The organism is Streptomyces sp. NBC_01260 (assembly GCF_036226405.1).
GTDB lineage: Bacteria > Actinomycetota > Actinomycetes > Streptomycetales > Streptomycetaceae > Streptomyces > Streptomyces laculatispora.
The window spans coordinates 5,541,326-5,562,086 of the sequence record NZ_CP108464.1; the positions used below are offsets into that span (position 1 = coordinate 5,541,326).

Genomic DNA, 20,761 nt, shown 5'->3' on the forward strand with positions numbered 1-20,761 from the left:
CATTCCTCCGAGGAGTGGTGAGGGGACGAGGAGCCAATCAGCGGGCCCCCTCTTGTCCAGGCCGCTGTCGGCAGGCTAGCGTCATCCCAGATAGAAAGCGCTTGCTACGGCTGTATGGAGGAACTTTCGTGACACGCAGGACAGTGCGCATCGCCATGAACGGCGTCACGGGTCGCATGGGATACCGGCAGCACCTGGTGCGCTCGGTCCTCGCGATCCGGGAACAGGGCGGCCTCGACCTCGGCAACGGCGACGTGCTCTGGCCCGAGCCGGTCCTCGTCGGCCGCCGGGCCCACGCGCTGGAGGCGCTTGCCGAGCAGCACGGCCTGACCGAGTGGTCGACCGACCTCGACGCGGTCCTCGCCGACGAGACCATCGACATCTACTTCGACGCCCAGGTCACCTCGGCCCGGGTCGAGGCGATCAAGAAGGCCATCGCCGCGGGCAAGCACATCTACACCGAGAAGCCCACCGCCACCGACGTCGAGGGCGCCCTGGAGCTGGCCCGGCTCGCCCGGAGCGCCGGGATCAAGCACGGCGTCGTCCAGGACAAGATCTTCCTGCCGGGCCTGCTGAAGCTGAAGCGCCTCATCGACGGCGGTTTCTTCGGCGAGATCCTCTCCGTGCGCGGCGAGTTCGGCTACTGGGTCTTCGAGGGCGACTGGCAGGAGGCCCAGCGCCCCTCCTGGAACTACCGCTCCGAGGACGGCGGCGGCATCGTCGTCGACATGTTCCCGCACTGGGAGTACGTGCTCCACGAGCTGTTCGGCCGCGTCACCACCGTCCAGGCGCACGTCCAGACGCACATCCCGCAGCGCTGGGACGAGCACGGCAAGCCGTACGCCGCGACCGCCGACGACTCCGCGTACGGCATCTTCCAGCTGGAGAGCGGCGCCGTCGCGCAGATCAACTCCTCCTGGACGGTCCGCGTCAACCGCGACGAGCTCGTCGAGTTCCAGGTCGACGGCACCCACGGCTCCGCCGTCGCAGGGCTCCGCAACTGCCGCGTCCAGCACCGCTCGGCCACCCCCAAGCCGGTCTGGAACCCCGACCTCCCGGTCACCGAGTCCTTCCGCGACCAGTGGCAGGAAGTCCCCGACAACGCCGTCTTCGACAACGGCTTCAAGGCCCAGTGGGAGCTGTTCCTGCGCCACATCGTCCTCGACGAGCCCTACGCCTGGGACCTGATGGCCGGCGCCCGCGGCGTCCAGCTCGCCGAGCTTGGCCTCAAGTCCTCCGCCGAGGGCCGCCGCTTCGACGTCCCGGAGCTGACCCTGTGACGCCGCGCCCCACCCCCGCCCCCGTCGCCGCCGACGCCCCGGAGCGGACACCATGACCATCCACCTCCCGCAGGGGCCGTACGAGCCCCGCGCCACCCCGCTCGACCTCGCCCCCGGCGGGGCGGCCCTGGCCTCCCGCACGGTCTTCTCCGCCGCCCATGTCGTCGCCGACCCGTACGCGGACGTCAGCCCCGACTCCCCGGCCGCCGTCGACTGGGACGCCACCCTCGCCTTCCGCCGCCACCTCTGGTCGCACGGCCTCGGTGTCGCCGAGGCCATGGACACCGCCCAGCGCGGCATGGGCCTGGACTGGGCGGGTGCGGCCGAGCTGATCCGCCGCTCGGCCGCCGAGGCCAAGTCCGTCGGCGGCGCGATCGCCTGCGGCGTCGGCACCGACCAGCTCCCGCCCGGCCCCGCCTCGCTGGCCGAGGTGCGGTCCGCGTACGAGGAGCAGCTCGCCCTCGTCGAGGGGAGCGGCGCCCAGGCCATCCTGATGGCCTCCCGCGCGCTCGCCGCCGCGGCGAACGGGCCGCAGGACTACCTGGAGACCTACGCCCACCTGCTGCGCCAGGCCACCGAGCCGGTCGTGCTGCACTGGCTGGGCCCGATGTTCGACCCGGCGCTGGACGGCTACTGGGGCTCCGCCGACCTCGACGCGGCCACCGACACCTTCCTCCAGGTCATCGCCGAACACCCCGACAAGGTCGACGGCATCAAGATCTCCCTCCTCGACGCGGAGCGCGAGATCGACGTCCGGCGCCGCCTCCCCAGCGGGGTGCGCTGCTACACGGGCGACGACTTCAACTACCCCGAGCTGATCGCGGGCGACGACCGCGGCTTCAGCCACGCGCTGCTCGGCATCTTCGACCCGCTCGGCCCGCTGGCCGCCCACGCGGTCCGGGTCCTGGACACGGGCGACACCAAGGGTTTCCGTGAACTCCTCGACCCGACCGTCGAGTTGTCCCGGCACCTCTTCCAGACCCCGACCCGCTACTACAAGACGGGCGTCGTCTTCCTCGCCTGGCTGGCCGGCCACCAGGACCACTTCACGATGGTCGGCGGCCTCCAGTCGGCCCGCTCGCTGCCGCATCTGGCGAAGGCGTACGAACTCGCCGACCGGCTCGGCCTGTTCCCCGACCCCGAGCTGGCCGAATCCCGGATGCGCGCCCTGCTCACGGTCCAAGGAGGCTCCCGATGACCGATACCCGTAACGACCTCTCCCGGCTCTCCATCAACCAGGAGACCATCAAGCAGTGGTCGCTGCCCGAACTCGCCGAGGGCTGCGCGAAGGCGGGCATCGGCAAGGTCGGCCTGTGGCGGGCCCCGGTGCAGGAGTACGGCGTCGAGCGCACGGCCCGGCTCCTCGCCGACTCGGGCCTGTCCGTCACCAGCCTCTGCCGGGGCGGCTTTCTCACCGCCACCGACCCGGCCGAGCGGGCCCGCGCCCTGGACGACAACCGCGCGGCGCTCGACGAGGCGGCGGGCCTGTCCACGGACACCCTGGTCCTGGTCTCGGGCGGCCTCCCGGCCGGGAGCAAGGACCTGTACGGCGCCCGCGAGCGGATCGCGGACGCCCTGGGCGAACTGGCCCCGTACGCGGCGGAGCGCGGCGTGCGCCTGGCGATCGAACCGCTGCACCCGATGTTCGCCTCGGACCGCTGCGTGGTCTCCACCCTGTCCCAGGCCCTGGACATCGCGGAACGCTTCCCGGCCGACCGGGTCGGGGTCGTCGTCGACACCTACCACCTCTGGTGGGACGACCAGGCGCCCGACCGGATCGCCCGCGCGGGCGCGGCCGGCCGCATCCACTCCTTCCAGCTCGCCGACTGGATCACCCCGCTCCCGGCGGGCGTCCTGGTCGGCCGGGGCCAGCTCGGCGACGGCTGCGTGGACTTCCGCGCCTTCCGTACGGCAGTTGAGGCCACCGGCTTCGACGGCCCGGTCGAGGTGGAGATCTTCAACGAGGACCTGTGGGCGCGCGACGGCTCCGAGGTGCTGGCGGAGGTAGCGGCCCGCTACGTGGAACACGCCTGCTGAACCCGTATCCGGCGCGTCCTGGCCCTTGAGGCAAAGAGATTGCCAAGCCGCGCAACCCTTGGGCACCCCGGCGGGTCATATCTGCCGTCGGACGCTTCCGGGGAGGGATCCGGGGGGATTGGGAAGCTCCGGCCGAGGGGGATAGCGAGTGGGGTCCGGTCGAAAGACCGGGCCCCGTTTCGCTGTGGCCACGGGCTTTGCGCGCAGCGGTCACCACCGCTCAGGCGTCCGGAATCCAGCTTCCGCGGAAGCCGAGCGGCACCCGTCCGGGCAGCTGGATCCGGGCGACCGGCTCCACCGTTCGAGCCGCCCGGTGCCTGCCCCGTACGGCGCGCCCGAGCCGTTGCCGGCGACGAGGAAGGGCGCCGGGAACGCCGTCAGGTCGACGACGATGTCCGACCCCTCCTCATACGCGTTCAGGGTGTGCGAGTAGTAGACCGGGTCCACCTCGAACCACCGCACCGCACCGCCCGCCCGCGGCAGGACACCGACCCGCGCCGGGTGCTTCCGGTTCCAGACGTACGGCACCGGGGCGCCCCGCTCCGCCCCCGCCGGGTCGAAGGTGACCGGCATGTCGAAGACCACCACGTAGTTCTCGGTGAGCGCGAAGTCGTGGATCATCGGCGCGTCGGCGACCGGAATCCGCGTGGTGCGCGAGACCCGCCCCGCCGGGTCCACGACCAGGTGCCGCACGTGGTCCCAGGTCGGGTAGTACGTGATCGCGTGCAGTTCACCGGCGTGCGCGTCGAGCTTGGTGTGAGCGGTGAACGCGCCCTCCAGCGTGCCCCGGAAGTCATGGGTGCCCACGGTGTTCAGCTCGTCGTCGAGCTCGTACGGCAGCGGCCCGCTCTCCTGGAGCGCGAGAATCCGCCCCCGGTACGGGATGACATGGGTGTTGCTGGGGAAGTCGTCCGGCGGCACGGGCCCGGGATACGGCTCGCCCAGCTTCTCCGCGACCTGGGAGGAGCGCACCCAGCGATTGCGGTACCACTCGGCGCGTCCGTCGCGCAGCCGGACCCCGTGCACCATGCCGTCGCCGAGCATTGAGTGATGGGCGCGCGGGTCCTCAAGGCCGAGGACATTGGGCCCGTTGCGCAGATAGCGCCCGTTCAGCTCGCGCGGGATGCGCCCGGTGACCGGCAGATCGAATGCGGTCAGCTCCTCGGTGACCGGCTCGAACGCCCCCTCCAGGAACGGGAAGCGCCGCGTGGCAGTCCCGTCGGACTGTGCGGCGCCGGCGGCCGGCTGCGAGCCGGGCCCGGCGGCGACGAGCCCGCCCGCGGCGGCCAGCGCCGCCGCCCCGCGCAGTACGTCGCGCCGTGTGTGTCGCGCCATGTGCCTTACTCCTGAACGGTGTTGTCGTGAACCACGGTCATGAGTCTGCGACGGTCGGCGGCCCGGCGGAGGAGGGGTGGACACCGCCCCGGGGTGGCGTCAGGCCCCCTGTTCCTTACGTGGGCAGGGCCGGGTCAGACCGTGAACCGGCCTCCCTTGACCGCGGTGACGAAGGAGGTCCAGCCCTCTGCGGAGAAGACGACGGCCGGTCCGGACGGGCCCGCCTTGCTGTCGCGTACGGGGACGGAGGCGTAGCCGCCGGCGACCTCAAGGCAATCGCCGTTGCCGCCACCGCTGTAGCTGGACTTGAACCAACCGACCGGCGTCGTGGCATCAGCGACGGTGTGGTTGATGCGGTGCATGTTCGTGCTCCTCTGCGATGGCTCTGACGAGGGCCACAGAACTCTGTTGGGAGGCCGCCTCGCTCAGGGCGAGAGTGTAGGACGCGTGACAGGCCTCTACCAGCGCGGGATCATCCATCAGATTTCCGGTGCGAAGGGCCTCGACGTACGCGAGCGGAGCGGCGTCCGCGAAATTCAGCAGATAGAGCGAGCTCTCCAGGAGTGCGTGTGCCCCCGACGCGAAAGTCAGCACGTGCAGACGCAGACGACCCGACTCCGCCATGTCCGCTACTTTGCGCAACTGCTCTGCCATGGCCTGCGGGCCGCCGATGCACCGACGGAGCGCGGCCTCGTCAAGAAGAGTCCAGGTGACGGGAGTAGCCGACTCCGTGAGCAACCGGCCGCGTTCCATGCGGTTGACAATGAATTCGTCAAGCTCCTCCGTGCGGTAATTGGGGCGATACGCCTGGAACACGGCACGAGCGTACGCAGCCGTCTGGAGTAGACCGGGGATGAGGGACGCGCCGTACTGACGAATCTCCGTGGTCTCACGCTCCAACTCGGCCACCGCTGTGAAGTACCGGGCGAACTTCGAGTCCAGGTCGGCCAGCCAGCGGACGAAGAAACCGTCAGTGTTCAGCGCGATATCGATGCGCCGGGCGTCGTCCGGCTTCGGCAGCCGCCGCCCCGCCTCCCAATGACTGATCAGCGTGGGGGAACAGACCACCTGCTCACTCAGGGCCTCCTGCGTCAGCCCGGCGGCGATCCGCCGTAACCTCAGCTCCTCCCCGTACTTCTCCCGCGGCGTACGCGGCTTCCGGCTGATATCCATGCGGCCTCAACTCCCTGACCTGACCTGCGCTCTGTCATCCCCCACCCCCTGGCAGCGTAGCCACTTCCGACCCCACTCTGTGATGGGTTCGCTACAGAGCGCAGTGAACTCCCCATCGGGATCGAGAGACGAAGACCCCCGCGACCGATGCGATCGGTCCGGGGGCATGGCCACCCTGAGAAAGCAGGCTGACATGAAGCACGCTATCGCCCGGCTACTTGAGTCGCTGGTGCGGTGCCGAAACCGGCGCAAGCGGAAGCGGGACCTCTACCTGTACCCGTACTCCTGCGACTACGTGAGCGGGCCGACCGCGTACCGCACGGGTGAGCGTCCCCCGCGAGGCGAGGACAGTCCTCTGGTACGCCCGTACCTCGTCGCGCACGAGAGGCGCATGGCCGAGGAGCGGCGCCGGTGTGCGCGCCGCAGGGCGCTGTGGATCTCCGTGCGTGAGGCGGACGGACCCCGGTTCATCCGTGGAGCCGAGGCCACGGCATGAGCGGGGGACGGTGCGAGGGCGACGGGATCAGGCTGTTGCCCTGGACGGAGCAGGGGGGCAAGCCGTGTTACGTCATCGGGGACGGCACCGGGTACGTGTCGCGGATGGCGGACGGCATCGAGGGCGTCCAGCTCGGCATGGCGGGCGATCTGATCGGGCATGCCACCAGCCTCCTGGCGGACCGGAAGGTCACCCGGGTCGAACTCCACTTCCTCGCGAGCCGGTTGACCGAGTCGTTGCGGGAGGTCAAACGGGTCGCGGAGAGCCGGGGCTCACGGCTGGGCGCGAGGGGTCGCGACCCCGGCGTCGACCCCGGCGTCGACACCCGGTGAGCCGAGGGAGTCGTGGGCGTCCCTGGCGTCCAGCAGTGTCGGCAGATGCTCCGCCGCCCACGCGCAGCAGGCGGCCATGGGCGCGAGCAGGGTGAGGCCGAGCGGGGTCAGTTCGTAGGTGACCGGGGCCGGGACGCCCGCGTGGACGGTTCGGGTGATCAGTGCGTCCCGCTCCATCGCGCGCAGGGTCTCGGTCAGGACCTTGGGGGTGATGGAGCGCAGCGGGATCTCCAGCTCGGAGAAGCGGCGGGGTCCAGGCTCCAGGCACCTGATGATCTGCGCGGTCCATTTGCCGCCGATCCGGAACGGTGAGGCCGTGTGGGAGCACCCGGTGAACATTTCGGGATCAAGTGGTTGGCTCACCCTGGCCAGCGTACGTAACTATCGTTGCGGAAACCATGGGGTGCGGGGCTAGCGTCCGCTGCATCGGCCGGCCGTTCGCCGGCCCTGTCGAGGGGACGCTCATGAGCAGCAGCATCGTCATCTTCGGAGCGGGTGGGCGTGCGGGCCGCCGTGCGGTCGCCGAGGCCGTGTCCCGTGGGCATCAGGTCACCGCGGTGGTGCGGGACTCGGGGTCGTACCAGGATCTGGCCGGTGCCGGCGTGAGCGTGGTCTCGGGGGACGTCGCCGACGCGGACAGCGTGGCGGCGGTCTCCCAGGGGCACGATGCGGCGATCAGCGCGGCGGGGCGGATGGACATGTCCTCGGAGGAGTTCTACGTGGGCGCGGCGCACGCCCTGCTGGACGGGCTGGCCCGCGCCGGGGTCGGCCGGCTGGTGCTGATCGGCATCGGCACCACGCTGGAGATGGCGCCGGGTGTCATGGTCCATGACGCGCCCGGCTTTCCGGCGGAGGCCCGGACCTTTTCTCTCGGGCACGCCGCGGAGCTCGATGTGCTCCGCGCCGCCGAGACCGAGCTGGACTGGCTGGTGGTCGCCCCGCCGCCCGTCATCCTGGACAACGAGGCTGCCCGGACCGGCCGTTACCGCATCGGCGGCGCGCAGTTGCTCCCCGCCGGTGACGGCGGGGAGGGCTTCTCGTACGCGGATCTGGCGGTGGCGCTGGTCGACGAGATCGAGACCCCGAAGCATCACCGTTCACTGGCCGCCGTGGCCGCCTGAGATGACCGGCCCCTGCGGCTGCCGCGACGTCAGCCGCAGGAGGGGCACGGTGGGCAGGCGACGACCGTGACGTCGTCGAGTACGGGCCCGTAGGCCGTGTTGACCGAACTGGCGAACCCCAGCGTCGTGGTGGACTTGGTGGCGACGAAGTTCACCTGCCGGTAGACGTAGCCCATGTCCGTGTACGTCTTGCCGGTGATGTCGAAGGTGAAGTCCTGGAAGTTCTGGCCGTTGACGAGGACCTTGCCCGATTTCACCGTCGGCGGGCCGGCGGGGTTGCCGGCCACGGCGTACGTCACCGTGTACTTCGTTCCGGGGACGGTGGTGAAGGTCTGCGACACCGACCCCGCCCTGACACCGCTGAGGTCCACCGACTGGTCGCCCTCGGCCGCTTGCCAGGACCCCGCGCCCATCAGGTCCACCGAGCCGCTGGTGACCTGCCACGGTCCGATGGACTGTCCCGCCACAAGGTCCTTGAACCCGCCCGGCGTCGAGACGGGGTACTCGAAACTGCCGTCGTCGAAGTGACTCGGTGCGGCCGCCGCCGTACCGGTACAGGCAAGAAGGACGGACGACGCGGCGGCGGCAGCGGTGAACGTGCGGGATACGCGCATGGGATTCCCCTCCCCGGACCATCGCCCCGATGCGATGCGTCTCGTGGCCAAGGCATTCCCGCGCAAGGGAACAGGCATGTGGGGAAATAAATAGTCATTCCATCTGACTTCGTCTCAAAATCACCGATCTGGGAGCTCTGGCAGTCCGGGCACGCGGCGTGCTGGACGCCCATGGCCCCCCTGCACTTGCGCACCGCACGCGGGTGCTGTGACGTGAGTCACGGGAACCGCCCCTAGCTCCCGGACAGGTCAAAGGTCATGGAGACACAACTGCGGGCCCGGATCCGGGACGGGGACGACGACGCCTTCGCGGAGCTGTTCGACCGGTATGCACGCTCCGTGTACAACCACGCGTTCCGGCTGACGGGGGACTGGTCGACCGCTGAGGACGTGGTCTCGCTGACGTTCCTGGAGGCCTGGCGGCTGCGGGGCCGGGTGGATGCCGAAGGGGGGTCGGTGCGCCCCTGGTTGCTGGGCGTCGCGACGAACGTCGTACGCAACACCCGGCGCGCCGCCGGCCGGCACGCCGCCGCGATCGCGCGGCTGCCCCCGGGCACCCCGGTGAGCGACTTCGCCGACGAGGTCGCGAGCCGGGTCGACGACGCGGAACTGCTGGGCGCGGTGCGGCTGGCACTGGACACCCTCCGACGTGGCGAACGCGAGGTGCTCGCGCTCTGTGTGTGGTCCGGGTTCGACTACGCGGCCGCCGCCGAGGCGCTCGGGATTCCGCGGGGCACGGTCCGCTCCCGGCTCTCCAGAGCCAGAAGGAAACTCGCGAAGGCCGCCGGGAATCAGACCGCCGGGAATCAGATCACCGCAAACAGGGAACCGCTCGGCCGCCCACGACAGGTGAGAGATGGCCGCACGAACGCGGCTCAGCCCATTCAGGAGGGAAACCGATGAACGACAACACGTCGCTCCCCGAGAAGGACCTTCGGCCGGGCCGCCACCGTCATCTCAAGGAGCACCTGATGCGAGAGATCCGGCAGACCCCCGTTCCGGAGGCAGAGGAGGCGAGGACCGCCCGCCGCCGCAAGTGGCTGCGGCCCGTCGTCGCAGGTCCGGCTCTCGCGGGAGCGCTGGCACTCGCGGTCGTCGCGGGGATCGCGATGACCGGGGCGGACGGTTCCGCGACACCGGTGGGGCGGGAGGGCAAGGCGACGTACGCCTTCGCGCCCAAGGTGAACGCGGACACCACCGGCGGTGCGGCCGAACTGCTCGACCGCATCGCGACGGTCGCGGCGCACTCCCCGGCGGGCGACACCATCCGCGACGACCAGTTCGTCTACATCCGCAGCAGGGTGGCCGCCGCGACCGTGGGGGAGGGCAGCGAGACGAAGCTCGCCGCCCTGCACCGGCGCGAGGTGTGGCTCTCCGTCGACGGGACGCGCCCCGGACTGCTCCGCGAACCGGGCGGCAACCAGGACAACGAGGTGCTGGAGCGCGATCCCGCGCCGGGCGAGCTCGGCTACGGGCAGAGCACCAACTACCGGCACCTCCAGACCCTGCCCACCGATGCGGACGCGATGCTGAAGTGGCTCCGCTCCCAAGGGGACTCGGGGGACACGGAGCGGAATCCCGACCAGGACGCGTTCGTACTCGTCGAGGGCCTCCTCAAGGAGTCCCTGATGCCGCCGGACGTCAGCGCCGCACTGTTCCGCGCCGCCGCGAAGATCAAGGGGGTGGTCGTGGTGCCCGACGCCGTGAACGCCGCCGGGCACCACGGTGTGGCCGTCGCCCGCTACGACGCGTACAACCCGGGACTCCGTGACGAGCTGATCTTCGACAGCAAGAGCCTGCAACTCATCGGCAGCCGCAGCGTCGCGACACAGGCCACCGACAGCATCGAGGCGGGACAGGTACTGTCCACGGCCGCCGTCCTCGAACGCGCGGTGGTCGACGCGAAGGGGCGGCGCCCCTGAGGGAGCAGGGAGGGAAGGGCCGGCGCCCACGGGGGAGGGCGGCCGGCCCGGACCGCTTGTCCGAGGGAACCGGTAGCGTCGGAGCATGTCCAACATGGCCGTCCTCGAAGGGGTCCTTGAGCGGATCACCTACGCCAACGAGGAGAACGGGTACACGGTCGCCCGCGTCGACACCGGACGCGGCGCCAACGATCTGCTCACCGTGGTCGGCTCGCTGCTGGGCGCGCAGCCCGGCGAGTCGCTGCGGATGGAGGGGCGTTGGGGCTCGCACTCGCAGTACGGCAAGCAGTTCACCGTCGAGAACTACACGACGATCCTCCCCGCCACCATCCAGGGCATCCGCCGCTACCTCGGCTCCGGCCTGATCAAGGGCATCGGCCCCGTCATGGCCGACCGGATCACCACCCACTTCGGCGTCGACACCCTCGACATCATCGAGCAGCAGCCCAAGCGGCTGGTGGAGGTACCGGGGCTCGGCCCGAAGCGGACGAAGATGATCGCCGCAGCCTGGGAGCAGCAGAAGGCGATCAAGGAGGTCATGGTCTTCCTCCAGGGTGTCGGCGTCTCGACCTCCATCGCCGTCCGTATCTACAAGAAGTACGACGACTCCTCGATCTCCGTCGTGAAGAACCAGCCCTACCGGCTCGCCGCCGACGTCTGGGGCATCGGCTTCCTCACCGCCGACAAGATCGCCCAGGCGGTCGGCATCCCGCACGACAGCCCGGAGCGGGTCAAGGCCGGACTCCAGTACGCGCTGTCGCAGTCCACCGACCAGGGGCACTGCTTCCTCCCCGAGGAGCGGCTGATCGCCGACGCGGTGAAGCTGCTCCAGGTGGACACCGGGCTGGTCATCGAGTGCCTCGCCGAACTCGCCGAGGACCCGGAGGGCGTCGTACGGGAGAAGGTGCCCTCGCCCGAGGGCGGCGAGCCGGTCACCGCCGTCTATCTGGTGCCCTTCCACCGCGCCGAGATCGCCCTTGCCGCCCAGGTGCGGCGGCTGCTGCGGACGCCGGAGGAGCGGATGCCGGCCTTCGGCGACGTGGACTGGGACAAGGCCCTGAAATGGCTCGCGGGCCGGACGGGCGCGACGCTGGCCCCCGAGCAGGAGGCCGCCGTGCGGCTCGCGCTCAGCCGGAAGGTCGCCGTGCTGACCGGTGGGCCCGGCTGCGGGAAGTCGTTCACCGTCCGGTCCATCGTGGAGCTGGCCCGCGCCAAGAAGGCCAAGGTGGTGCTCGCCGCGCCGACCGGCCGGGCGGCGAAGCGGCTTTCCGAGCTGACCGGGGCCGAGGCCTCCACCGTGCACCGGCTGCTGGAACTGAAGCCGGGCGGCGACGCGGCGTACGACCGGGACCGCCCGCTGGACGCCGATCTGGTCGTCGTCGACGAGGCGTCGATGCTCGATCTGCTGCTCGCCAACAAGCTCGTCAAGGCGGTGGCACCCGGTGCCCATCTGCTGCTCGTCGGGGACGTCGACCAACTGCCGTCGGTCGGCGCGGGGGAGGTGCTGCGGGATCTGCTCGCCGACGGCGGACCCGTACCGGCGGTCCGGCTGACCACCATCTTCCGCCAGGCCCAGCAGTCCGGCGTCGTCACCAACGCCCACCGGATCAACTCCGGCGTACCGCCGCTCACCCAGGGGCTCAGCGACTTCTTCCTCTTCGTGGAGGACGAGACGGAGGACGCGGGCGTGCTCGCGGTCGATGTCGCGGCCCGCCGCATCCCCGCGAAGTTCGGTCTGAACCCCCGCCGTGACGTGCAGGTACTCGCTCCGATGCACCGCGGCCCGGCGGGCGCCGGCCACCTCAACGGTCTGCTCCAGCAGGCCATCACGCCCGCCCGCCCCGATCTGCCCGAAAAGCGGTTCGGCGGCCGGGTGTTCCGGGTCGGCGACAAGGTCACCCAGATCCGCAACAACTACGACAAGGGCGAGAACGGCGTCTTCAACGGCACGGTCGGCGTGGTCACCGCCCTCGACGTGGACGAGCAGAAGCTGACCGTGCTCACGGACGAGGACGAGGAGATCAGTTACGACTTCGACGAGCTCGACGAGCTGTCCCACGCGTACGCCATGACGATCCACCGCTCCCAGGGCAGCGAGTACCCGGCCGTCGTCATCCCGGTCACCAAGAGCGCCTGGATGATGCTCCAGCGGAACCTGCTCTACACCGCTGTGACGAGGGCCAAGAAGCTCGTCGTGCTGGTCGGCTCCCGGCAGGCGATCGGGCAGGCGGTCCGCACGGTTTCCGCAGGCAGACGTTGTACAGCGCTGGATTACCGGCTTCAGGGAGGTACGGAAGGAGGATCCGTCGAAAAAATGATCGATCAAATCGGTGGGAAACATCACGGAGGTCTTCCGGAACCGCAGTCAAGGGGGCAGGATGAATAAGCTCGCGGCACTCAGTGCCGCGAGTAGGTCCAATGGACGACCCCGAGTGCACTCTCCTGAGCCAAATGGGGGAGGGTGGAGACAGTCAGGGAACCTCGAAGAAGAGGCACTACGTCGGTGAGGGATGACGTGAGCGAGCACACCAACAACGCTGTGGTACTGCGGTACGGCGATGGCGAGTACACCTACCCGGTGATCGACAGCACCGTCGGCGACAAGGGCTTCGACATCGGGAAGCTCCGGGCGAACACCGGCCTGGTGACGCTGGACAGCGGATACGGCAACACCGCTGCGTATAAATCGGCCATCACCTATCTCGATGGCGAGCAGGGCATCCTGCGGTACCGCGGCTACCCGATCGAGCAGCTCGCCGAGCAATCGACGTTCCTCGAGGTCGCGTACACGCTCATCAACGGTGAGCTTCCGAAGGTCGACGAGCTGTCGGCCTTCAAGAATGAGATCACCCAGCACACGCTGCTGCACGAGGACGTCAAGCGGTTCTTCGACGGCTTCCCGCGCGACGCCCACCCGATGGCCATGCTGTCCTCGGTCGTCAGCGCGCTGTCCACGTTCTACCAGGACAGCCACAACCCGTTCGACGAGGAGCAGCGTCACCTCTCGACGATCCGGCTGCTGGCCAAGCTGCCGACCATCGCGGCGTACGCGTACAAGAAGTCGATCGGTCACCCGTTCGTCTACCCGCGCAACGACCTCGGTTACGTCGAGAACTTCCTGCGCATGACCTTCTCGGTCCCCGCCCAGGAGTACGTGCCGGACCCGGTCGTCGTCTCGGCGCTGGAGAAGCTGCTCATCCTGCACGCGGACCACGAGCAGAACTGTTCGACCTCCACCGTGCGTCTGGTCGGCTCCTCGCAGGCGAACATGTTCGCCTCGATCTCCGCCGGTATCTCGGCGCTGTGGGGCCCCCTGCACGGTGGCGCCAACCAGTCGGTGCTGGAGATGCTCGAGGGCATCCAGGCCAACGGTGGCGACGTCGACTCCTTCATCAGCAAGGTGAAGAACAGGGAGGACGGCGTCCGCCTGATGGGCTTCGGCCACCGGGTGTACAAGTCCTTCGACCCGCGCGCCAAGATCATTAAGGCCGCGGCCCACGATGTGCTGTCCTCGCTCGGCAAGTCCGACGAGCTGCTCGACATCGCGCTCAAGCTGGAGGAGCACGCGCTCTCCGACGAGTACTTCGTCTCGCGCAACCTCTACCCCAACGTGGACTTCTACACCGGTCTGATCTACCGGGCCATGGGCTTCCCGAGCGAGATGTTCACGGTGCTCTTCGCGATCGGCCGGCTGCCGGGCTGGATCGCCCAGTGGCACGAGATGATCAAGGAGCCGGGTTCCCGCATCGGCCGCCCGCGCCAGATCTACACCGGCGAGGTCCTGCGCGACTTCGTCCCGGTCGAGGGCCGCTGAGCCCCGGACCGCCCCCGCACAACTCCTGCGTCACCCCGGGCCCTCTCGGCCGGTTGCCTTCGCCCCGACTGCCGCGCTTTCGCACAGAGCGCGGTGTCCGGGGCGATTTGCTTGCCCGGACGCGTCGCCGCCTGGGCGGGATGCGTCCGGACATGCGAGAAGCGCCCCGCCATCGATCCCCCCACGGGCCGACAGCGAGGCGCTTCCCATATCCCGGAGCGGATTCCCCCCACGGGATCCGGCCGGGCGTTCAGTGGGAGCCGAAGCTCCTGGGTTTCCCTCGGTACTGCGTGTCCTGCGCTTACCTCTCGTACGGCCTGCCTGCCGGCGGTCTGCCGGGGTACGTACCGACGGGAGGGCCGCTCAAAGCTCCCCGGTGCACGTGCCCCGGCCAACGCTTGCCCGGAGCGTCCCCCAAGACCCTCCGTCGGACGTCCCCCAAGACATCCTTTGGCATCGCACTCTTAGACTCGCGAACCCACCGAATGGTTACCCTGTAATCGGTGTGATCTGGATCTCTTTGTGGAAGTTACGTGAAGGACCTCAAGCGCAGGCTGTTCGTTACGACGAAGACCGATGAGAACGCCATCGCCGCTCCCGCAATCATAGGGTTGAGCAGGCCAAATGCCGCAAGGGGTAGAGCAGCAACGTTGTAACCGAATGCCCAGAAAAGGTTGCCCCTGATGATGGCCAGGGTGCGCCGGGAGAGTCGGACGGCATCGGCGGCCACCTTGAGATCTCCACGAACGAGCGTCAGATCGCTCGCCTCGATGGCCGCGTCCGTGCCGGTGCCCATCGCCAGACCGAGATCGGCGGTGGCCAGTGCGGCGGCGTCATTGATCCCGTCGCCGACCATGGCGACGGCCCGTCCCTCGGCCTGCAACCGCTCGATGACGTGCGCCTTCTCCTCGGGAAGCACCTCGGCCCGGACCTCGTCGATCCCGACCGCGCGGGCCACGGAATCCGCCACCGCCCGGTTGTCGCCGGTCAGCAGGATCGGTGTCAGGCCGAGTGCGCGGAGTTCGGCGACGGCCGCCGCGCTGGATTCCTTGACCGCGTCGACGATTTCGAGGACGCCCCGCGCCTCGCCGTCCCAGGCGACCGCGACCGCTGTACGTCCCTGGGCGGCCGCTTCCGTCAGGGCCGAGGAGAGCACGTCCGGTACGTCGATTCCTGCGTCGGTGAGCAACCGGGGGCGGCCGACGAGCACCTTGCGCCCCTCGATGACGCCCTGGACGCCGAGGCCGGGGACGTTGGTGAAGTCCTCGGGGGTGGGGAGGGGGGTGGTGGTGCGTTCGCCGGCTCCGGTGGCGACGGCCTGGGCGATGGGGTGTTCGGAGGCGTGTTCCAGGGCGCCGGCGAGGCGCAGTACGTCGGTCTCGGTGGCGTTGGGGGCGGTGTGGACGGTCTGGAGGGTCATCTTGCCGGTGGTGACGGTGCCGGTCTTGTCCAGCACGATCGTGTCGACGCGGCGGGTGGTCTCCAGGACTTCGGGGCCCTTGATCAGGATGCCGAGCTGGGCGCCGCGTCCCGTGCCGACCATGAGGGCGGTGGGTGTGGCGAGGCCGAGGGCGCAGGGGCAGGCGATGATCAGTACGGCGACGGCGGCGGTGAACGCGGCCGTCACGTCGTCGGTGGCCAGCAGCCAGGCGACCAGGGTGACCAGGGCGATCAGCAGGACCACGGGGACGAAGACCGCGGAGATCCGGTCGGCGAGGCGCTGGGCCGCCGCCTTGCCGTTCTGCGCGTCCTCGACGAGCCGCGCCATCCGGGCCAGCTGGGTGTCGGCGCCGACGCGGGTGGCCTCGACGACGAGCCGGCCGGAGACGTTCACGGTGGCGCCGGTGACGGCGTCGCCGACACCCACGTCGACCGGGACGGACTCGCCGGTGAGCATGGAGGCGTCCACCGCCGACGCGCCCTCGACGACGGTGCCGTCGGTGGCGACCTTCTCACCGGGCCGGACCACGAAGCGGTCGCCGACGGCGAGCCGGGCGACAGGGATGCGCACTTCGGCGCCGTTCCGCAGGACCGTGACGTCCTTGGCACCCAGATGCATCAGCGCCCGCAGGGCGGAACCCGCCTTCCGCTTGGACCTCGCCTCCAGATAGCGGCCCAGCAGGATGAACGTGACGACTCCGGCGGCGACCTCCAGATAGATCGTGGAGGAGCCGTCCGTGCGGGAGACCGTGAAGTCGAAGCCGTGCCTCATGCCGGGCATCCCGGCGTCGCCGAGGAACAGGGCCCAGAGCGACCAGCCGAAGGCGGCGAGGGTGCCGACCGAGACGAGCGTGTCCATGGTGGCCGCGCCGTGCCGGAGGTTGGTCCAGGTCGCCCGGTGGAAGGGCAGCCCGCCCCAGATGACGACGGGGGCGGCCAGGGTGAGGGAGAGCCACTGCCAGTTGTCGAACTGGAGGGCCGGGATCATCGCGAGTACGACGACGGGGGCGGCGAGGACGGCCGACACGATGAGCCGCTGACGCAGCGAGGCGAGGGCGGTGACGGGGCCGTCGGGGACGTCCGCGGAGTCCGGGGTGCTCAGGGACTCCGGGGCGCCGGTGGATTCTGAGGTTTCCGTGACCGGCGCCGGTGCGGGCGGTGTCGGAGGAGTCGGTGCGGGGCGGTGCACCGGCTCCGCCGTGTACCCCGTCTTGTGGACGGTCGCGATCAGATCCGCGACGCCGGTCTCCGGGCCGAAGACGACCCGGGCCTTCTCGGTGGCGTAATTGACGGTGGCGGTGACCCCGTCCATCCGGTTCAGCTTCTTCTCGACGCGGGCCGCGCAGGAGGCGCAGGTCATCCCGCCGATCGTGAACTCGGCCTCCGAGCTCTTCGCTGCCGGGGCTTCGGTCTCTGTCGCGCTGTGCATGTCCGAACTCCTGAAACGCCGACCGGGCCGTACCCCACCAGTATCTGCTGGTCGGTCCGGCCCGGCGGCGAAGGGTGGTGCGGGTGGAGTGGATCCCGTGGACCCCGGGGCGTTCAGGCCTGGCCGGTGAGCTCGTAACCGGCCTCGTCGACGGCGGCGCGCACGGCCTGCTCGTCCAGCGCCGCCTGGGAGGTCACCGTCACCTGGCCGGTGGACGCCACGGCCTTCACCGAGGTGACCCCTTCGATTTCGGAGATCTCGCTGGAAACGGCGCCCTCGCAGTGGCCGCAGGTCATGCCGGTCACCTGGTAGACCGTGGTCACGCCGCCCTGCTTCGCGTCGGCGCTCGCACCGTCGTGGCAGGAGCCGCTGGGCGAGCAGCAGGAGCCGGTCGCCTGGGGGAGCTGGGTCTCGGCGGTCATCGTTTTCTCCTCTTCGACGGGCACATGTGGGTGTGGAGGCAGGGGCCCAGGAGGGTTCCGGGAAGGCCGGTGCGCCTCCACACTCACCACACTATACCCCTAGGGGGTATCAACGCGAGCGGCCCGAGCCGCTAGCGGCCATCCGGGGGAGCGGGGGGAGGGGTGGCGTCGCAGACCATCGGTTCGAGATAGCGGAAGAGGACCGTCTTCAGTTCCTTGATGTACGCCTCCCGCTCCATGCCCTCGTGCGCCATGATCACGTCCAGCCCTGCCTTGAAGAGGATGAAGATCATCGTGGCGACGCGGGTGATCTCGGCCGGAGGGGCGCTCGGGAGGTAGCCGGTGAGGATCGTCTCGACCCGGTTGAGCATCGTCGTGTGGACGGCGTCGTGGTCCTGCGTGATCGTGCCGGGGATCTCGGATCCGTGCATCAGGACCGTGAAGGCCGGGTTCTCGCAGTTGAACTCGATGAGCGGATCGAGGGTGGCGTCGAGCATCCGGTCCAGCGGGAGTTCGAGGTGGTTCGGGAGGAGCGCTGCTCCGTACGTCTCCCGCCAGCGGCTCAGGAGCTGGTCGCCCAGCTCGACCGCGATGGCCTCCTTGTTGGGGAAGAACTGGTAGAGCGTGCCGGGTGAGACCCCGGCCTCCCTGGCGATGGCGTTGGTGCTCGCGGCGGTGTACCCGCTCGTGCAGAAGACGCGGGAGGCGGCCTTGAGGAGCTGGGCGATGCGCGCCTCGCCGCGTGCCTGGCGGCGGCGGGGGCGGGCGGTGCCGGCTGCCGTGCCCGCGGCTGCCGTACCTGTGGCTGCCGTGCCTGTGGTGGCTGCTGCTGTGCCTGCGGTGGTCGCTGTGCCTTCTGTGACCCCTGGGTCTTCTGCGGCTCCCGTGGCTCCTGCGCCTCCGGTGCCCTCCGTTCTGGCCTCCGACACGGTCTATCCCCAGCTTTCGTGCAAGGTTGACAAACACGAGTGGCCGCTCGCATTCTTATGGAACGCGAGCGATGGCTCGTATTTGCCAGTGTATGTGGCAACGACTGATCCATGCTGCCCTGTGGGGCCGCCGCGCGCTGCCGCCCGGGTGCCTGGATCCGGGGGAAAAGGGGACACCGCACCATGCCTCAAGTCAACAGCCCGGAGCGCGTCGGGGGCTGGACCCGCTTCGTCACCGCGCGGCCACGGCTCGCGCTGCTGGCGGCCCTGGTGATCACGGCGCTCGCGGTCTTCGCGGGCAGCGGGGTCGCCGACCGGATGGGCAGCGGTGGCTGGGAGTCCCCGAACGCCGAATCGACCTATACGACCAAGGCGCTGGAGCGCGAGTTCCCGGCGTCCCAGCCGAATCTGCTACTGCTCCTCGACAGCGGCGGCGTCTCCGTCGATGATCCCGCCGTGGCCGCCGAGGCAGCGCGCCTCACCGAGCGGCTGGCCGGCGAGAAGGACATCACGGGCGTCGGCTCGTACTGGCAGAGCAAGGCGCCCGCGCTGCGTGCCGAGGACGGGCGGGAGGCGCTGATCGCGGCCCGGATCGAGGGCGACGACAAGGCGGTGGGGGAGGTCCTGGACCGGATAGCTCCCACATACCGCGGTGCGCACGGGCCGGTCGAGGTCTCGGTCGGCGGCCCCGTCGCCGTCCGCCACGAGATGCAGACGATCATCCAGGACGACCTGCTGCGGGCCGAGATGATCGCCCTGCCGGTCACGCTCGTGCTGCTCGTCATGGTCTTCGGCAGCGCGATCGCTGCGCTGCTTCCGCTGGGTGTCGGCATCGTCGCGATCCTGGGCACCAACGCCGTGCTGCGCGGCATCACCGAATTCACCGATGTCTCGGTCTTCGCCCAGAACCTCACCACAGCACTCGGCCTCGGACTCGCCATCGACTACGCCCTGTTCATCGTGCGCCGGTTCCGAGAGGAGCTGGCGGCCGGGGCGGAGGTCCGGGCGGCGGTGGGCGCGACCCTGCGGACCGCGGGGCGGACGGTGCTGTTCTCCGCGCTGACCGTCGCGGTCTCGCTCGCCGCGATGCTGGTCTTCCCGCAGTACTTCCTGCGCTCCTTCGCCTATGCGGGGATCGCCGTGGTGCTGCTCGCCGCCGCTGCCGCGCTCATCCTCCTCCCGGCCGCGCTGATGCTGCTCGGCCCGAGGGTCAACGCCCTTGATCTGCGCAGGCTGCTGCGCCGGGGGCGTGCGGAGCCGTCCGCCGCGACCGAGTCCGGCAAGGGGTGGGGGCGGTTCGCCGCGCTGGTGATGCGCAGGGCGCCGCTCTTCGCGGTCGTCACGAGCGTGGGGCTCGTGCTGCTCGGGCTGCCGTTCCTGGGGGTGAAGTTCGGCACGGCGGACGACCGCCAGCTGCCGGCCTCCGCCGAGTCGCGCGTGGTCCAGCAGCACATCAGGGACGGGTTCCCCGGCAGCCCCGGCGGAGGTCTCGAAGTCCTCGCGGAAGGGGCCGCGACACCGGCCCAGTATGCCGAGTACCGCAGCCGGATCGCGGCGCTTCCCGACGCCCTGCGGGTCGACGGCCCGTTCGTCGAGGGAAGTTCGGCCTACTTCAGTGTGCTGCCGAAGGGCGAGTCGGTGGGGGAGCGGTCACAGGTCCTCGTGAAGGATCTCCGGGCCGAGCCCGCTCCCTTCGACACGTCGGTGACCGGCTCCGCGGCCGTACTGGTCGATTCGAAGACCGCCATCGCGGACCGGCTGCCCTGGGCGGTGGGCATCATCGCCGTGGTGACGCTGCTTCTGGTCTTCCTGCTCACCGGTAGTGTGCTGATCCCCCTCCAGGCGGTCGTGCTCAACGCTCTGAGCCTCACGGCGATGTTCGGAGCGGTCGTCTGGGTCTTCCAGGACGGGCATCTCTCCGGACTGCTCTCCTTCACCAGCACGGGGGACATCGAGACGACACTGCCGGTGCTGATGTTCTGCGTCGCCTTCGGGCTCTCCATGGACTACGGGGTGTTCCTGCTCTCCCGGATCAAGGAGGAGTACGACCGGACGGGCGATCACGAGCGGTCGGTCACCTTCGGGCTGCGGCACACGGGAGGGCTGATCACCGCCGCGGCCGTGATCCTGGCCGTGGTGATGGTCGCGATAGGCACGTCCCGGGTGACCAGCACGAAGATGCTGGGACTGGGCATCGCGCTGGCGGTGCTGATGGATGCCATGGTCGTGCGCAGTCTGCTGGTCCCCTCCGTGATGAAGCTGATGGGCCGGGCGACGTGGTGGGCCCCGGCGCCGCTGCGGGCGTTCCACCGGCGATTCGGCCTGAGCGAAGGGGAGCCCGCACAGTTGGCGGCCGAGGAGATACCGGAGCCCGCCGACGAGCGGGACAAAGTGACCAGCGGGGCGTAGGCGGGCGG

At 69.9% G+C, this 20,761-nt stretch carries 19 protein-coding genes; 11 read left to right on the plus strand and 8 right to left on the minus strand.

What is annotated here, in order from left to right; translation table 11 throughout:
• The first annotated feature begins 128 nt into the window (after positions 1-128).
• The 3 genes from OG322_RS24625 to OG322_RS24635 are packed head-to-tail and all read left to right on the plus strand — an operon-like array spanning position 129 to position 3,317.
• A complete protein-coding gene (locus OG322_RS24625; RefSeq protein WP_123471210.1) occupies positions 129-1,280 on the plus strand; it encodes a Gfo/Idh/MocA family protein in 1,152 nt (383 codons plus the stop codon).
• 52 nt (positions 1,281-1,332) lie between these two features.
• Positions 1,333-2,478 (plus strand): dihydrodipicolinate synthase family protein, encoded by a 1,146-nt coding sequence (locus OG322_RS24630; RefSeq protein ID WP_123471209.1) that lies wholly within the window; start codon positions 1,333-1,335, stop codon positions 2,476-2,478.
• Positions 2,475-3,317 carry a sugar phosphate isomerase/epimerase family protein gene (locus OG322_RS24635; RefSeq protein ID WP_123471208.1) on the plus strand — a complete coding sequence of 281 codons (843 nt, stop codon included), beginning with the start codon at positions 2,475-2,477 and terminating at the stop codon, positions 3,315-3,317. The genes OG322_RS24630 and OG322_RS24635 overlap by 4 nt, the downstream gene beginning before the upstream one ends.
• Before the next feature lie 210 nt (positions 3,318-3,527).
• Here the strand turns inward: OG322_RS24635 and OG322_RS24640 are convergent, their stop codons facing one another.
• The 3 genes from OG322_RS24640 to OG322_RS24650 form a co-directional block, all read right to left on the minus strand.
• Positions 3,528-4,652: a carotenoid oxygenase family protein gene (locus OG322_RS24640; protein ID WP_329306934.1), complete on the minus strand. Its 1,125-nt coding sequence runs from the start codon at positions 4,650-4,652 to the stop codon at positions 3,528-3,530.
• Positions 4,653-4,786: 134 nt separating this feature from the next.
• Positions 4,787-5,014, minus strand: coding sequence for a DUF397 domain-containing protein (locus OG322_RS24645; RefSeq protein WP_329306935.1), 228 nt, complete (start codon positions 5,012-5,014; stop codon positions 4,787-4,789).
• Entirely contained in the window at positions 4,986-5,825 is an 840-nt protein-coding gene (locus OG322_RS24650) for a helix-turn-helix domain-containing protein (RefSeq protein WP_329306936.1), read from the minus strand. Before OG322_RS24650 ends, OG322_RS24645 begins: the two co-directional genes overlap by 29 nt.
• 193 nt (positions 5,826-6,018) lie before the next feature.
• On the opposite strand from OG322_RS24650, the gene OG322_RS24655 reads away from it, so the two are divergent.
• A complete protein-coding gene (locus OG322_RS24655) occupies positions 6,019-6,321 on the plus strand; it encodes a hypothetical protein (RefSeq protein ID WP_329306937.1) in 303 nt (100 codons plus the stop codon).
• A complete protein-coding gene (locus OG322_RS24660; protein WP_329306938.1) occupies positions 6,318-6,653 on the plus strand; it encodes a hypothetical protein in 336 nt (111 codons plus the stop codon). The genes OG322_RS24655 and OG322_RS24660 overlap by 4 nt, the downstream gene beginning before the upstream one ends.
• Here OG322_RS24660 and OG322_RS24665 read toward each other — a convergent pair.
• Entirely contained in the window at positions 6,594-7,016 is a 423-nt protein-coding gene (locus OG322_RS24665) for a winged helix-turn-helix transcriptional regulator (RefSeq protein ID WP_329306939.1), read from the minus strand. The two genes, OG322_RS24660 and OG322_RS24665, sit on opposite strands and share 60 nt — an antisense overlap.
• 101 nt (positions 7,017-7,117) lie before the next feature.
• On the opposite strand from OG322_RS24665, the gene OG322_RS24670 reads away from it, so the two are divergent.
• Positions 7,118-7,774: an NAD(P)-dependent oxidoreductase gene (locus OG322_RS24670; protein ID WP_329306940.1), complete on the plus strand. Its 657-nt coding sequence runs from the start codon at positions 7,118-7,120 to the stop codon at positions 7,772-7,774.
• Between the two features lie 29 nt (positions 7,775-7,803).
• Here OG322_RS24670 and OG322_RS24675 read toward each other — a convergent pair whose 3' ends face one another.
• Entirely contained in the window at positions 7,804-8,388 is a 585-nt protein-coding gene (locus OG322_RS24675; protein ID WP_329306941.1) for a choice-of-anchor C family protein, read from the minus strand.
• 258 nt (positions 8,389-8,646) lie between these two features.
• Between OG322_RS24675 and OG322_RS24680 the strand changes: the two genes are divergently transcribed.
• From OG322_RS24680 to OG322_RS24695, 4 genes are all read left to right on the plus strand, one after another.
• Positions 8,647-9,291 carry an RNA polymerase sigma factor gene (locus tag OG322_RS24680; protein WP_329306942.1) on the plus strand — a complete coding sequence of 215 codons (645 nt, stop codon included), beginning with the start codon at positions 8,647-8,649 and terminating at the stop codon, positions 9,289-9,291.
• Entirely contained in the window at positions 9,288-10,310 is a 1,023-nt protein-coding gene (locus OG322_RS24685) for a CU044_5270 family protein (RefSeq protein ID WP_329306943.1), read from the plus strand. Before OG322_RS24680 ends, OG322_RS24685 begins: the two co-directional genes overlap by 4 nt.
• 85 nt (positions 10,311-10,395) lie before the next feature.
• Entirely contained in the window at positions 10,396-12,696 is a 2,301-nt protein-coding gene (recD2, locus tag OG322_RS24690; protein ID WP_329306944.1) for an SF1B family DNA helicase RecD2, read from the plus strand.
• 129 nt (positions 12,697-12,825) lie between these two features.
• Positions 12,826-14,124 (plus strand): citrate synthase, encoded by a 1,299-nt coding sequence (locus OG322_RS24695; protein ID WP_123471197.1) that lies wholly within the window; start codon positions 12,826-12,828, stop codon positions 14,122-14,124.
• A 529-nt stretch (positions 14,125-14,653) separates the two neighbouring features.
• On the opposite strand, the gene OG322_RS24700 is transcribed toward OG322_RS24695, so the two are convergent.
• From OG322_RS24700 to OG322_RS24710, 3 genes are all read right to left on the minus strand, one after another.
• Positions 14,654-16,993 (minus strand): heavy metal translocating P-type ATPase, encoded by a 2,340-nt coding sequence (locus OG322_RS24700; RefSeq protein WP_329306945.1) that lies wholly within the window; start codon positions 16,991-16,993, stop codon positions 14,654-14,656.
• A gap of 113 nt (positions 16,994-17,106) precedes the next feature.
• The gene (locus OG322_RS24705; protein ID WP_123471195.1) at positions 17,107-17,415 is read right to left on the minus strand and encodes a heavy-metal-associated domain-containing protein; all 309 of its coding nucleotides are present in this window, start codon (positions 17,413-17,415) and stop codon (positions 17,107-17,109) included.
• A 131-nt stretch (positions 17,416-17,546) separates the two neighbouring features.
• Positions 17,547-18,344 carry a TetR/AcrR family transcriptional regulator gene (locus OG322_RS24710; RefSeq protein WP_124284051.1) on the minus strand — a complete coding sequence of 266 codons (798 nt, stop codon included), beginning with the start codon at positions 18,342-18,344 and terminating at the stop codon, positions 17,547-17,549.
• Between the two features lie 183 nt (positions 18,345-18,527).
• Here OG322_RS24710 and OG322_RS24715 point away from each other — a divergent pair, with 183 nt between their 5' ends.
• On the plus strand, positions 18,528-20,753 hold the full coding sequence (locus tag OG322_RS24715; RefSeq protein WP_124284050.1) for an MMPL family transporter: 2,226 nt from the start codon (positions 18,528-18,530) through the stop codon (positions 20,751-20,753).
• Positions 20,754-20,761 lie beyond the last annotated feature (8 nt).